11 protein-coding genes and 1 pseudogene are annotated in these 14,491 nt (G+C 38.7%); 2 read left to right on the top strand and 10 right to left on the bottom strand.

Annotated elements, in window-relative coordinates; genetic code table 11:
- Positions 1-9: 9 nt before the first annotated feature.
- Positions 10-1,053, bottom strand: coding sequence for a zinc metalloprotease HtpX (gene htpX / locus WCP76_RS01055; RefSeq protein WP_336293835.1), 1,044 nt, complete (start codon positions 1,051-1,053; stop codon positions 10-12).
- Between the two features lie 83 nt (positions 1,054-1,136).
- Between htpX and WCP76_RS01050 the strand changes: the two genes are divergently transcribed.
- Positions 1,137-1,352 carry a DUF1674 domain-containing protein gene (locus WCP76_RS01050; protein WP_336293834.1) on the top strand — a complete coding sequence of 72 codons (216 nt, stop codon included), beginning with the start codon at positions 1,137-1,139 and terminating at the stop codon, positions 1,350-1,352.
- A 131-nt stretch (positions 1,353-1,483) separates the two neighbouring features.
- On the opposite strand, the gene rpsP is transcribed toward WCP76_RS01050, so the two are convergent.
- From rpsP to WCP76_RS01030, 4 genes are all read right to left on the bottom strand, one after another.
- Complete coding sequence (rpsP, locus tag WCP76_RS01045; protein ID WP_336293833.1) at positions 1,484-1,843, bottom strand: 30S ribosomal protein S16; 360 nt, start codon at positions 1,841-1,843, stop codon at positions 1,484-1,486.
- A gap of 47 nt (positions 1,844-1,890) precedes the next feature.
- A complete protein-coding gene (locus tag WCP76_RS01040) occupies positions 1,891-2,190 on the bottom strand; it encodes a chorismate mutase (RefSeq protein WP_336293832.1) in 300 nt (99 codons plus the stop codon).
- Positions 2,191-2,211: 21 nt separating this feature from the next.
- Positions 2,212-3,780 carry a signal recognition particle protein gene (gene ffh, locus WCP76_RS01035; RefSeq protein WP_336293831.1) on the bottom strand — a complete coding sequence of 523 codons (1,569 nt, stop codon included), beginning with the start codon at positions 3,778-3,780 and terminating at the stop codon, positions 2,212-2,214.
- Between the two features lie 216 nt (positions 3,781-3,996).
- Entirely contained in the window at positions 3,997-4,653 is a 657-nt protein-coding gene (locus WCP76_RS01030; protein ID WP_336293830.1) for a carbonic anhydrase, read from the bottom strand.
- 263 nt (positions 4,654-4,916) lie between these two features.
- Between WCP76_RS01030 and WCP76_RS01025 the strand changes: the two genes are divergently transcribed.
- Entirely contained in the window at positions 4,917-9,605 is a 4,689-nt protein-coding gene (locus WCP76_RS01025) for an NAD-glutamate dehydrogenase (RefSeq protein WP_336293829.1), read from the top strand.
- 345 nt (positions 9,606-9,950) lie between these two features.
- Here WCP76_RS01025 and WCP76_RS01020 read toward each other — a convergent pair whose 3' ends face one another.
- The 5 genes and pseudogenes from WCP76_RS01020 to WCP76_RS01000 form a co-directional block, all read right to left on the bottom strand.
- A complete protein-coding gene (locus WCP76_RS01020) occupies positions 9,951-10,136 on the bottom strand; it encodes a hypothetical protein (RefSeq protein WP_336293828.1) in 186 nt (61 codons plus the stop codon).
- A gap of 43 nt (positions 10,137-10,179) precedes the next feature.
- A complete protein-coding gene (locus WCP76_RS01015) occupies positions 10,180-10,470 on the bottom strand; it encodes a hypothetical protein (protein WP_336293827.1) in 291 nt (96 codons plus the stop codon).
- 338 nt (positions 10,471-10,808) lie between these two features.
- Positions 10,809-11,555: pseudogene (locus WCP76_RS01010) on the bottom strand (glutamine amidotransferase).
- Between the two features lie 93 nt (positions 11,556-11,648).
- Entirely contained in the window at positions 11,649-13,205 is a 1,557-nt protein-coding gene (locus WCP76_RS01005) for a heme biosynthesis protein HemY (RefSeq protein WP_336293826.1), read from the bottom strand.
- A gap of 11 nt (positions 13,206-13,216) precedes the next feature.
- Entirely contained in the window at positions 13,217-14,398 is a 1,182-nt protein-coding gene (locus tag WCP76_RS01000) for a COG4223 family protein (protein WP_336293825.1), read from the bottom strand.
- Between the last annotated feature and the right edge of the window lie 93 nt (positions 14,399-14,491).

The raw sequence follows: 14,491 nt of genomic DNA, 5'->3' as shown, positions 1-14,491 counted from the left end.
TTAAAAGCTCTATGATCGAGACTTTTTTGAATCTTCATAACGAAGCCAAGAAGGGCGTTTCGTAACGCGTTGAGAAGCACTAGCTTCCTGACTATCTGTCATACTGCTTTGAGCATTTTGATCTAAATCTCCATCACCTCTGCCTTTTTCATGCAAACCACCTTGGCCATCCCATCCCATGCCTTCGATCACCTTTTTATCCATTTTTTCCGCTTGCTGAAGAAGAGCTGCAATGCGATTTGCAGTCGCAGGATGCGTAGAAAAAAGACTATCAGCCCCTTCACCACTCAAGGGATTGATAATAAACATATGTGCTGTTGCCGGATTATGCTCTGCCTCTTCATTGTATACCCTAGATCCACCATCTGCAATTTTACGCAACGCCGAAGCTAACCATAAAGGGTTACCACATATTTCAGCCCCCCGACGATCAGCTGCATATTCACGTGTACGGCTAATAGCCATCTGCACCAGCATAGCCGCAAAAGGAGCCACAAGCAGAGCAATAATACCCCCAATCCCCCCTGCACCATGAGAATGTTCTGAAGAGTTACGCGATCCCCCCATAAAAAAAGCGAAATTACCAAGCATAGAAATCGCCCCAGCAATCGTTGCGGTCAGGGTCATTGTCAATGTATCACGATGCTCAATATGCGCTAACTCATGTGCCATAACCCCAGAAATTTCCTCCACACTTAACCGCTTTAACAATCCAGTACTCGCAGCAACAGCTGCATTTTGGGGATTACGTCCTGTAGCAAAAGCATTCGGCTGCGCACTATCAATAATGTAAACTTTTGGTTGAGGAAGAGAAGCCCTTTGAGCAAGATTACTTACAATCTTATAATAAACCGGCGATGAATATTGATCAACCTCACGCGCACCATACATACGTAAAACAATTTTATCAGAATTCCAATAAGAAAAAAAATTTAAGCCACTTGCAATCAGCAATGCAATGATCATGCCACTGCCCCCTCCAACAAGATAACCAACTCCTACAAAAAGAGCAGTCATAAAAGCCAAAAGCATCGCTGTACGCATGATATTCATTACTCAAAAAACTCCATGATAAAACACAAATAATACTATATGATGGGGCTTTCTTTATACTTCTTCAATGTAATAGGTGTAAAATGAATGAAAAAGATGAAAAAATAAGCAAAAAAAATGCAACTACTAATAAACAGAAATCCCTCTCTCCTACAGCACAACGCGCTTTAAACGAAGCTGAAGAAAGGCGTAAAAATGCAACAAATGAAAAAAAACCTTTAGAAAACGGTGGACGCGGCGGCAAAGACCCTTCACGCTATGGAGATTGGGAAATCAATGGCCGCGCCATTGATTTCTAAAAGACAAGCGCTGACTTAAAAAAAATCAAACACTTTTTAAAGAAGATCCATTTTTATCTGTCAAAAATGGATAATAATCATCTTTATTTATAAAAGCTTTTAAAGACACAACGGATTGTGTGAAAAGGCAATCATACTTCTTCTGCTACTTCAGCTTCAGCAGCAGCTTGTTTTGCTGCTGCGATACGTTCTTGTGCCTTTGTTCCAGGTTCACCTTTGTGTGGATTATTGCGAATTGGACGCTTTTTTAAGCCAGCAGCATCTAAAAACCGTAAAACGCGATCTGTTGGTTGAGCTCCATGACTAAGCCAATATTGGATACGTTCTTCATCAAGCTTTACACGCGGCCCATCTTTAGGCAACATTGGATCCCATGCGCCAACACGTTCAAGAAACCGTCCATCGCGCGGACTACGAACATCCGCAACAACAATATGATAGTAAGGACGCTTTTTTGAACCTCCACGGGACAAACGAATTTTTAATGCCATATTTATCTCCTATTGTCAGTTCTGGCTTTCTTTTAAATTATTGTGTTTTATTTTTGCTCTTCAGCAATTACCTCATGCTGATGTACAACCTCTTTAATGACAAACTTCAAAAATCTTTCAGCGAAATCGGGATCAAGATGACTATCTATAGCCAATTTACGCAACCTCTCTACCTGACGCTGCTCACGTAGAGAATCTACTGTAGGCAAATCGTAACGAGCTTTTAAAAGCCCTATTGCCTTCGTACAACGAAAGCGCTCTGCTAAAATATGAACCAACGTTGCATCAAAATTATCAATAGATGCTCGTAAATACACTAATTCATCTAATACTTTTTTCTGCGTCATACCTTTTTCCCTCTCTGCATCCTATTTTTTCTTGGGATGCTGAGGAAATTTTCCCCGACCAGAAACGCCATTAGAAAGACCAGGAAACGTAAGCCCACGCCCTGGCAGACCAGGTAAAACCGTTCCCCCATTACTATTTTCAATCTGCTTTTGGAGTGTTGATAATTGCTTTGGATCAAATCCCGATAAATCAGGCAGGACTCCAGAACTTCCAGCAACATCTCCCATATCACCAAACCCCATCTTAGAGCCAAATCCTCCTAAAATTTTGCCCATTAAACCGCTTTTGCCCTTACCTCCCATAGCTTTCATCATATCAGCCATTTGGCGATGTATTTTTAAAAGCTTATTAATATCAGCAGCACTTGTGCCAGAGCCCTTAGCAATCCGTTTTTTACGACTATGTTTCAAAAGATCGGGATTGGCCCGTTCTAGGGGCGTCATTGATGAAATAATAGCCAATTGACGATTAAACAAACGGTCATCAAATCCCGCAGCAGCAATCTGATCTTTTATCTTACCAAAACCCGGCAACATTCCCATAATGCCACCCATTCCCCCAAGTTTTTTCATTTTCTGCAATTGCTCTGCAAGATCATCTAGATCGAATCTTTTAGCCTGCATCTTTTTTGCAAAAGCTGCCATTTTCTCATGATCCATTGTTTCAGCAGCTTTTTCAACTAAAGAAACAATATCACCCATCCCGAGAATACGGTCAGCAATGCGACGAGGATGGAACTCCTCCAAAGCATCTATTTTTTCACCGATTCCAATTGCTTTAATCGGCTTTCCCGTAACAGCACGCATTGAAAGAGCAGCACCACCGCGGCCATCACTATCCATACGTGTTAAAATAATTCCTGTAACTCCCACACGTTCATCAAAAGAACGCGCAAGATGAACAGCATCTTGACCAGTCAAACTATCAGCAACCAACATAATTTCATGAGGAAGAGAACAAGCTTTAATTTCAGCTAATTCGAGCATCAAAGCTTCATCAACATGGTTACGACCCGCTGTATCAAGAATCAGCACATCATAACCACCCAATTTGGCTGCCTGTACCGCACGTGATGCAATATCAACAGGAGATTGACCGGCGATAATAGGCAAACTTGCAAGTTCTGCTTGTTCTCCTAATTGGCGTAGTTGTTCCTGGGCTGCAGGACGACGTGTATCTAAGGACGCCATGAGAACTTTTTTATTATTTTTGACAGTTAAACGCTTTGCAAGTTTTGCGGTTGTTGTGGTTTTCCCAGAACCTTGCAAACCAATCATCATAATAACAACAGGTGCCGGTGCATTTAAATCACTCAGAACACCTTCACTTCCAAGGACATTAACCAATTCTTCATGAACAATTTTAACAACCATCTGGCCGGGTTTAATTGATTTGACAATCGCGGCTCCAACAGCTTTTTCACGAACCCTATCAGTAAAAGAACGGGCGACATCAAGTGCAACATCAGCTTCTAATAAAGCACGACGAATTTCGCGCAACGCCACTGTGACATCCTGATCCGATAACGCTCCACGTCCTGTCAAATGAGACAGTATGGAGCCAAGCCGATCTTGTAAAGATTCAAACATTACCTACCTCATTGCTGCATAACAAACAAACCGCAAAAGCATCCGAGAACGCATCGCGCCGTCGGATGTTGACCTCTGAGATCTCTTTATACCCTTAACTGGGGTCTCAGTCGGTGGCTCCAAGTTAATTTGGTCACTGAAAGCTCACTCTTTCAAACAATAAAACCCCCATTTTGTCAAGATTTATCATACAGTACCTTAAAAAGATAGCAAAATTTACTCTTTAGAACTATCAACGTCAACACGCACAAAACAACCTGTCTCATGCTCTACATTCCATAATTCACCGCTTGAGATATCAAACCAAACCCCGTGTAGTTTCAAAATGCCCTGATCTTTGCGTGCCTTTATATATGGAAATGTTTCTAAATTCCTCAACGAATGACGAATAGAAAGTTGCTCCAATGCGACCTGTTGTTCTAACACGGTCAGCGACTTATTGCTAACAACTGTTTCCGCTGCTAGCGCTAAAAGACTTATCCATTGACCAATAAAATCATTTGAAGATAAAGCTTTACACGTTCCCTTAAGAGCAGTTTTCACCCCCCCACAATGAGCATGACCAAAAACAACAATATGTTTAACCTCAAGCAATTGCACAGCATATTCAATAGCTGCTGATGTTGCGTGATATTTTTGGTCAGGAGAAAAAGGCGGGACCAAATTTGCCACGTTACGTAAAGTAAAAATTTCGCCTATATTAGCATCAAAAATCGTTTCTGGTACTGCCCGCGAATCACAACAAGCAATAACCAGAACTTCAGGCTTTTGTCCTTCAATTGCCAATTGTTGATAATGTTCTACTTTATATAAAAAGTTATTATTTATAAATGATTTATAACCACTTAAAAGTCTTTCTGGTAAACACACCATTCTCTATTTACTTTCTCTATTTAATTTTACTTTATATATTTTTAAGAACAGACTATTCTTACCATGAAATACTAAAACTGCCCTTAATAGACACAATATATTTTCTTAAAATAGAAAATTATTACTGTAAAATAGAAAAAATAAATTTACCCTGCACAAATAACAACTATCCTCTTTAGGGGGAAGATGTTACACTACAATAAGCAGTATGATAATTTGCTTCTACAAATAATAAAGCCTAAAAATTAAAAGGGAATACTATTGTGTTACAAGAAAAAGCATCAGCAACAAAAAGTGAACAAGATAAAATAAAACAGACTCTTTTTGCTCATACGGATAAAGAAGATACAGCCTGCTATAAAAGTAAAGAACTTGAAGAAGCCGCAACAGCCGCCATTGAAGCTCTTAATCTCCACAAGACAGGGAAAAATACTATCTGCCTTGAACAAAATTTGACCCGCAATAACAAACCCATAACCGTTATAACGCTCGTCAACGACAACAAACCTTTCCTCCTCGATTCTATTTTAAATGTTTTCAATCAGAACAAAAATCACATTCATTTGATTGCTCATCCCATCCTTGATTGCCCTTCCGGACAACGCATCAGCTTAGTACAAATTCACATTGAGCCATTAAATGAGCAGCAGATACAAAAGTGCAAAGACGAACTTACCTTAGTTCTTGAACAAGTAAATGCTGCTGTGCAAGACTGGAAGCCTATGCTTGAAGAGGTAAAAAAGCATATCCACACCTATAAAACCAACCTCCCATCAAACTACAAACAAGAAGGTGAAAAAGCCATTGAATTTCTCAATTGGCTGATGGATGATAATTTCATCTTTCTCGGCATACGTACTTATAATTTCACCAAAGGTCAAGAACCGACAAAAGCCTTTACAGCCAGCGGCACTGAATTGGGTATTCTTACCGATGCTTCCATTCGCATTATTGGCGATTCACGTGTGGAAGAACCTCCTCAAGAAATATTATCCTTTATGGAGAGCGATAACTTGCTTATTGTGACAAAAGCCAACAGTCGTTCAAAAATTCATCGTCCTGTTTGGCTCGATTATATCGGGCTTAAAATCTTTGATACAAAAGGCGCTCTACGCGGAGAATTGCGCATTGTAGGGCTTTTTACCTCCTCAGCTTACACACGCTCGATTTTGCAAATCCCTTTCTTAAAAGAGAAAGCCATAACCATTATCCAACGCCTTGGACATAATCGCACTGACTATTCTGGAAAAGCACTTATTAGTGTTTTAGAAACCTATCCAAGAGATGAAATGTTTCGTTCTGATATTGATACATTGACAGAAAATGCCAAACTTATCATGCAATTAGACGAACGTCCACGTTTGCGGGTACTTGTTCATACTGATCCTTTTGAGCGCTTTGTATCTATACTTGTCTATATACCCCGTGAACAATATAGCAGCCACATTCGCGAAAAAGTTGGCGAATATTTTGTTGAGCTTTACAATGGTGATTTTTTTGAATCTTACCCGTTGTTTTTGGAAAGCACCCTTACCCGTGTGTATTATACAATCCATCGTAAAGGGAGCGAAAGTGCTCCTTTTATCGAGCGTACCAAACTTGAACAGCATGTGCGTTTCATAGCGCGAAGTTGGGAAGATAATATTCAAGCCATAGCTCTTACCCGCAAAACAACAGAGCAACAAGTGCGTTTGGCCAGCCAGTTTCCTAACAGCTATCGTGACTTATTTTCAGCTGAAAACGCCATTGAAGATGCTGGGCATATTTTAAGCCTTAATGATAAAAAACCACTTTTCGTTACTTTTCATCAACCACATAATAAAGAAAAACAAATAATTTCTCTCCGGCTCTTTCACCAGCACAAAGAGCTAGCACTTTCCAAACGTGTACCGCTTCTTGAAAATATGGGATTTCTGGTCATTGCTGAACAAACTCTTGAATTACCAGACGGCAATGGACAGTCTGTATATCTTCATGATATGCAGCTAGAAAGCGCTTTTAAAATCTGTATCGATTTCGATAAAAACGCTCAAAAGCACGCAGAAACATTTAAAGCTACGTGGGCTTTAAATGCTGACAATGATGCTTTTAATGCCTTAACCCAAACAGCACAACTTGATTGGCGTGAAATTGTTGTCCTGCGCTATTATGGACGCTATCTACAACAAGCTGGAATTCCTTATTCACAAAACCGTGTTGCCCAAACTTTAAACACCTATCCTGAAATTACAAAAGATCTTTATGCTTTGTTTCATTTGAAGTTTCATCAAAGCCATACAAAACAAGAACGCGAGAAAAAACAAGAAATTATTCAACAACTTATTGAAGAAAAATTGCAAAAAGTACCAAGTCTAGATGATGACATCATCTTACGCCGTTATCGTAATCTCATCAATGCGAGTTTACGAACCAACGCCTTTACTCCTCTTCCAGATGGTAGCCCAAGGCGTATTTTAGCAACCAAGTTGGATCCACGCAAAATTGAAGGTTTGCCTGAACCGCGTCCTTATCGAGAAATTTTTGTTTATGGGCCAGAAGTTGAAGGCGTTCATTTGCGGTTTGGCTCTATCGCTCGTGGTGGAATTCGTTGGTCTGATCGTGCATTAGATTATCGCACTGAAGTACTCAATTTAGTGAAAGCTCAACAGGTAAAAAATGCGGTTATCGTTCCTGTAGGTGCAAAAGGTGGGTTTTATCCTCATCGCCTTCCCCAAACTAATGACCGTGCCATAATAGTAGAAGCTGCACGACAAGCTTATATTGATTTTATCATGGCTTTGCTTTCCATCACAGACAATCTGGTTAACGGCCAAATAAACCATCCTCATAACATTATCTGTCATGATGACTATGACCCTTATTTTGTTGTCGCTGCAGACAAAGGCACCGCAACCTTTTCTGATACAGCCAATACTATCAGCAAAGAAAACAACTTTTGGCTTGATGATGCTTTTGCTTCTGGAGGTTCAGCAGGCTATGATCACAAAGCCATCGGAATTACAGCTAAAGGTGCGTGGGAAGCGGTTAAAAGACATTTTCGAGAATCTTTTAATCACGATATTCAAACTATCCCTTTCACCTGTATCGGTGTTGGAGATATGTCCGGTGATGTTTTTGGAAATGGAATGTTACTTTCTAAACAAACAAAACTTATCGCAGCCTTTGATCACCGCGATATTTTTATTGACCCCAATCCAAACATAACTGAAAGCTACGCAGAACGTATGCGTCTCTTTCAACTTTCTCGTTCAAGCTGGCAAGACTACGACCACACCAAATTGTCAAAAGGCGGTGGTATTTTCTCACGAACAGCTAAAACCATTACTCTTTCACCAGAAGCAGCACAAGCTATTGGTTTTGAAAAACAAACAGGAACGCCCTTTGAAATTATCTCTGCCATTCTCAAAGCACCTGTTGATCTTTTATGGTTTGGAGGCATTGGTACTTATATCCGTGCAACAACAGAAACTAATGAACAAGTAGGAGATCGTGCTAATGATGCATTACGCATCACCGGTGCACAAGTCCGTGCAAAAGTTATTGGTGAAGGAGCTAACCTTGGCGTTACACAACGTGGTCGGATTGAATATGTCTTAAACGGTGGACGATGCAATACAGATGCCATTGATAACTCTGCAGGTGTTAATTGTTCAGATGTTGAGGTCAATATCAAAATTGTTCTCGCATCAGCACTTCATGCAAAAACGCTTACTCATGAAGCACGCAATGAACTCTTGAAAAAAATGACTCCACAAGTTGAACAATTAGTTCTGCGCAACAATTATTTACAACCACTAGCCCTTTCCTTGGCTGAAAGCCAAAGCGTTGCTGACTTGCCTTATCAAATACGCTTTATGCATGATTTGGAACAGAAAAAGCTTCTGGATCGTAGAGTTGAAATTCTCCCTGATGAGCAAACGTTGCGACAAAGAATAACCCAAGGGCAAGCCCTTGTGCGTCCAGAACTCGCCGTTATTTTGGCATATGCTAAATTAACTTTAAAAGAAGAAATCGTTCACAGCCCCATTGTCGATGATCATTATTTTAATGCAATTTTATTGCGCTATTTCCCAACTCAAATTCAAGAAAACTTCGAGAAAGAAATCATTAATCATCAGTTGCGTCGTAATATTATTGCAACCCTCATTGCAAATGATATTGTAAATCGTGGAGGCCCTACTTTTGTTAATCGATTACAAGATGCAACAGGGCAAAATATTGAAAATATTATTCGCGTTTTCATCACACTATGCGATGGTTTTGAAATACCTCAATTGTCTGACCAAATTGATAAGCTTGATAATAAGATACCTGGTCTTGTCCAAAATAAATTCTACGCAGCCATCACTGCAATGCTTCTTGAAACAGTCAATTGGGGTTTGCGCAATATGGATCTTTCTGTTCCATTAGAAGAACTTGTGAAAATAATGAAACAAGCCCGCAGTGTTATTGAACAACTTCTTACACATTCTAATGATAAAGATATTAATCAAAAAATTAGAGAAAAAGAAACACATTATAACGAAGAAGGAGCACCAAAAACCTTAGCAAGACAATTGGCTCTCTTGGAAGCTGCCCCAATAATTTGTGATATTTCTTTGATTGCAAAACAAACCAACAGCGACCTTATTCAAACCGCAGAGATCTATTTCTCACTTGCTCAAATTATTCGTATAAATCGCATTAATGAAGCAAGTCAAACAATTCCCATACTAGACTATTATGATAGTATGGCCTTAAGCCAAGCAAAAGAAAATATTGCCGAAAGCTTACGGAAAATTGTTAGGAAAATCCTAAAAAATTATGGAGCAAAAAATGATCCGTTCACAGCTTGGAAAAAAACACAAGAAGACCAAATTCATAATATAACGAATCGTATTTCTGCTCTCATTGAAAACGATCTCAATATTTCTCGGTTTACCTTTGCTGCAGGTATGATCGCGCAACTTTAAAACATAATTTTTCAGACTTAAAGTGGTGCAAGACGGCCAAATTTTAAAAAACCTAACTTTACCCATCCATGAGTAATAAACGAGGGTAGAAGAGGGTGGCCGTCTGCATTTTTATGCATAATGCTCAAAATAAAAAATAAAGATTGAAGATTATTAGCTTTCTTGGAAAACAAACACTACATAGTTTAAAAAACTTCATATGCTGAGTAAAGACAAGCCCAAATTTTGTTGTCAAATATCTTTATCATCAAAAGAAAAAAGCTCTCTGACACACACTACACTACTTGTATGAAAAATAAATTCACCGCACCTTAAAATGCCACTTTGCCTATACAAATTCTGCTTTCAACTCCCTCCTCTATTTTTAACAGATGGGGCTTTTAAATGACCCTCAATCTTTGGAAAATCAACAAAATAAGGTGCAAAAAACATAGAAGAATCAAAATCATCGAAAGTAATATGCCCTGATAAATTATTATTCTCGCGTTTAAGATAAAGACGTAAAACTTCTACTGTGATTTTTGGATACATTATTTTTGTTTAACGAAGACACAATTACATCCTGTAGCATTTCTCAAGAATGTTTGATCTCCAACATTTTCTTTGCCTCTTCTTTATTATTTTTTGTATGAGATCCTAATTTTTCTTGAAACTTCTGATACCCAAGAGATGACACCATTGGTACAGTTTCAAGTCTTTCAGCCATAAACTTAAATGTCTTATCCGTTATCCAATAAGATGCTGTTTTAATTATCGAATTGCGCCAGTGTAACACTATAGAAGTTTTTCCAGCAAAAATAATTGACGCAGAAGAATGAATTTTAACCTCTACCCTATGATGTGCATACATTGGTGCACCAGCCATCAAACGACTCGTTTATAAAGAAATCCCGTACAAAGGCCAAGCAAACTGAAATTGATCGCAAACAATATCAATAGGTAACCGGATAACTGTTCTTGTGTAGATACTCGCACACAGCTATCATATTATTGGCGGACACCCTGTTAATAAATTGGAAACATGATCTTCTATTGAATGTGAAAAAAACAGACCGAGCGATAAATGAGCATCAGAAAAAGACAAAATAATCCACAAAGTAAATGACTTAAAGACAAGCTTTTCCGTATTGATTTCAACGGAAAGAACATAGACAAAAGTTATAACTTTCCTTCTCTAATTGTGGTGACCAAAATTCTTAAATTTCACACTTGTGTGGTAGATACACAAAAAATCTGTTGCAATGCATTTTCAAACCATTGGCTCAAAGCCTTATCATAGCTTAAACGGCCTTTTAAATGTTCGGAAGCAGGTTGAGCACCTTTTTCAATCAATTTGTGTGCGGAATGAATCACTAAACGCCGTATCATAGCACGCGTAAATTCAGCATGAAATTGCAATCCCCACGCATTATTTCCATAACGGAAAGCTTGTATAGGGTACGTACAACCTGTTGCCAAAAGTACTGCCTCTTTAGGTAAATCATAAATACCTTCATCATGAAAATGATAGACCATTTCTGGCCAATTCATCAATGCCTTTTCTTGTAAGGTTCCTTCCAGTGGATACCATCCAACTTCAACTGTTCCATCACTTCTTGCAGCAACACGCCCCCTAGATTTCTCGCTAACATTTGTGCTCCAAGACAAATACCCAAAAAAGGCTTATTCTCTGTTCAGTGCCAAAGAAATCCAATCAATTTCCTCACGAATATATGCATCCTTATCATTCACCCTCATCGCCCCCCCTAAAATTACAATACCGGAGTAATGCTCCAATGTATCAGGGAGTTTCTGGCCAAAAATATGGTGGTAAATATCAAGAACAAAACCACTTTGTTGCAAAAATTTTCCCAAACGACCAGTATATGTAGATCGACGATGAATAACGACTGCAATTCTTGGTTTACTATTTCTATGCTTTTTATTAAGACACTTTTGTATTAAAAACATTTTTTAATCAATCACCTCTGCGATCAAATAAAGTTTTTTTTAAAGCACAAAAGAATAATTTTGGCGAACAATATTCACTATAATTCTCTTTTTTTAAAACAGACGAAATTTTTTCTTGGACAAATATGCTCTCTCTTCTTCTGTTTTTACCCCTGGATCGTCAACATTTAAGCGAATTTGACTTAATAGTTCAGCATCCTGTTTTTCCACTTGCGCATTATGTAAAAGAGAATTCTCTACAAGAAATGATTCTTTAAACACCTTATCTTCAATACTAGAACTTTTTCCCACGATATCTTCTTTATCTTGATCTTGTTTTTTTTGCACATCAATATCATCAACCTCTAGTGTGAGAGGAGGATGGCTGGGAGGCGCTTTCCATTCAAAGCGGTCTAAACGTCCACTTATTGGAGAAACTGCAGACCAGGAAGAAAAAATAGCACCATCACACATCCATACCGGATCGCGTTCAGCACGAAGTGCCAAAGAAAGCCATTGACGCACTGCACCATGATTATTTCCCTGTACCTCTTCAATATCTGCCAACAATAAATAAACACTTTCCCGCGGATGATATTGAAGTGCTTTTTGGGCCTGTGACCTTGCTAGGGCTATTTCGCCAGCATCCAAAGCAGCTTTAGCAACAAGAAAAGCCGATTCAAATGTATCTTTGTTACAAGAAGCAAGTGTCTTAGCTTCTCTCAATCGCCCAACAGCTCCCTCTTCTTTTTCGAGGTAAAGCATCCCTAAATCAGGATGAGGTTCTTTTTTCCAAGCTGTAATAATCATTTTATCAGCTTTACGCACTTCGTTTAATTTATAAAGGATATCAGCAGCAATAGTTGTTATCGGAACAAAATCAGGTACCAACTTGTGTGCTTTCAAAATGGTTGCGCGTGCTGCCGCAGGATGTGTCTCAAATAAATGACGGGCTTGTCCACTTAACAGCAAAGCCTGTATATGTTGACGCTTTTTCGTTGAGCGGACATCTCGTGGTAAAGCTTTTTGCGCACGTTCAAAAACAGCAAGTGCTTTGTCCCACTGTCCGTTCCTACTGAACTCATCAAGCACAGCTTGATGAGCCCAAAAAAGTGCTGGTGATAAAGCTTGCGCTTCTTCTGCATATTGCTGTGCTACTTCATAAGCTTCGCTCTTAATAGCTTCACGAAACAAACCGTAAAGCCCTGCCAATTTTGTCGATGTTTCTTTTCTCATCTCTTCATAAAGACTGATGGCGCGGGCAGAATTATTTTGCAAAGAAAATATTTGTGCTTGTAAAAGTTTTACCAACGGCTCATGTTGTCCTGAAAAATACTTTACAACTCGAGCCTCCATTTGTTGAGCCAAAATGCTATCGCCCGCAAAAACAGCAAGAATTCCCTGTGAAAGAGCTTCATAAGCGCGCTTTTTATGACGTTTATAAAAATAATTGGAAAGAGCGCTAGATAAAGAAAAAATTACAGACAAAAACCACCATAAAAGCACCAGCGTTGCGAAAAATAAAATAAGCGCGCTTAACACTGTGAGTAATGAGGCTGAAAACCTAAAATGCAAAAATGTTAAGACAAAAACACCATTATTATTAGCAACCCACCCGAAAGCTAAACCGAGCACACATACAACAAAAATATAAATAAAAACACGTATCATCTTGAGCCTATTTACATCTTTGTTTCCTTAAAAGAACCTTGTTGCACCGACACTAGCAACTGCTGGAGGAACCGATAAACAGCAATGTGTGTTTCAAGTTGATGAGCAAAATTCATCGAAACATTTTTTGCACTTTGGGGCAATGTTTGCCATTCACTCAAAGCCTTTTCGTAATCACCTGCCTGAATAGCAACTTCCATTCGCGCCGCAATTGCTTCTAACGTCATACCTTCAACATTTCCGATAGGTCGTAAAACAATAAGACCTTTTATTCTTCTTAAAGCCCGTTCAAAAAAACCAGCATCTGCCGTTACAATATTTTGCGTACCAACGATTGCATCTGCAATACGAGAAAAATCAGCTGAAAGTTGCGCCAAACTTGGAAGACCCACAGTCGCTGTCTTTTGCAATAAATCCAGTCCATCAATCGAAGGTGCTAATTGCTGTAACAGCTTTAATTCATTGCTATAAGATCCGCCACGCTCTATAGCATTTTTCAAAGAACTAATTGCGGTAAAGAGTGCAACGTTTATTTCCTTCTTATCAACATGCTTAGCAGAAAATTCTTCCTGCATAATCTCTAGCTGTTTCTTTAATACAGCAAGATCATTTGCATTGCTTTTCTCGACGGACAAAGCTGTTTCTATCTCTTTTGATACTCCAACCAAAGCTTGCAAAGCTTCTTCAAGATCTCTTACTTTTTCTTCTAAAGCTGCAAAAGCTTCACTGTTTTTTTCTTTCGATGCTTCATCATCTTGAGCTGTTTTAGCTTGTTGTGATGAAAAAGTAGAAAATTTTGTTTTCATCACATCAATTTCTTTAAGCACATGTCCCAGTTGCTCTCTTATTTCTTCTCCTTGACTTTTTGCTGTTTCAGCAATCTGCAAAGCTTTTTCTCCTCCAATATGAGTATCTACCAAAGAAGAAGAAAGAAAACCCGCCCACTGAAGCCCTATAAAAAGACCTAGAGTAATAAGAGCACCTAAAATTCCTGAAATAATGAGCAAGAAAAACAAAGTAAAACCTGACGTATGTTTACTTTGCATATTTTTCTTCTCCATTCTCTCTGCTGCTACAAAGTTTTGGGTCATCTTCTCTGAATCATGCTTCACCACTTCATGTTCAATCACCGTTTTTTTACGACGACCCTTCGTATAATGTGGTTTAACTTTTGGTTTTAAAGAATCTGCCATTTTAGTCACTTTTTGCGCAAATTTTTTTTAAAGATAAAATAATAAAATAAAAAAAGTTTTAAAATTAAAGCTATTATAAAACATAATATTTTA

The organism is Bartonella vaga, assembly GCF_037070895.1.
In the GTDB taxonomy this organism is placed as follows: Bacteria; Pseudomonadota; Alphaproteobacteria; order Rhizobiales; family Rhizobiaceae; genus Bartonella.
This window is presented reverse-complemented; position numbering and strand designations above follow the sequence as displayed.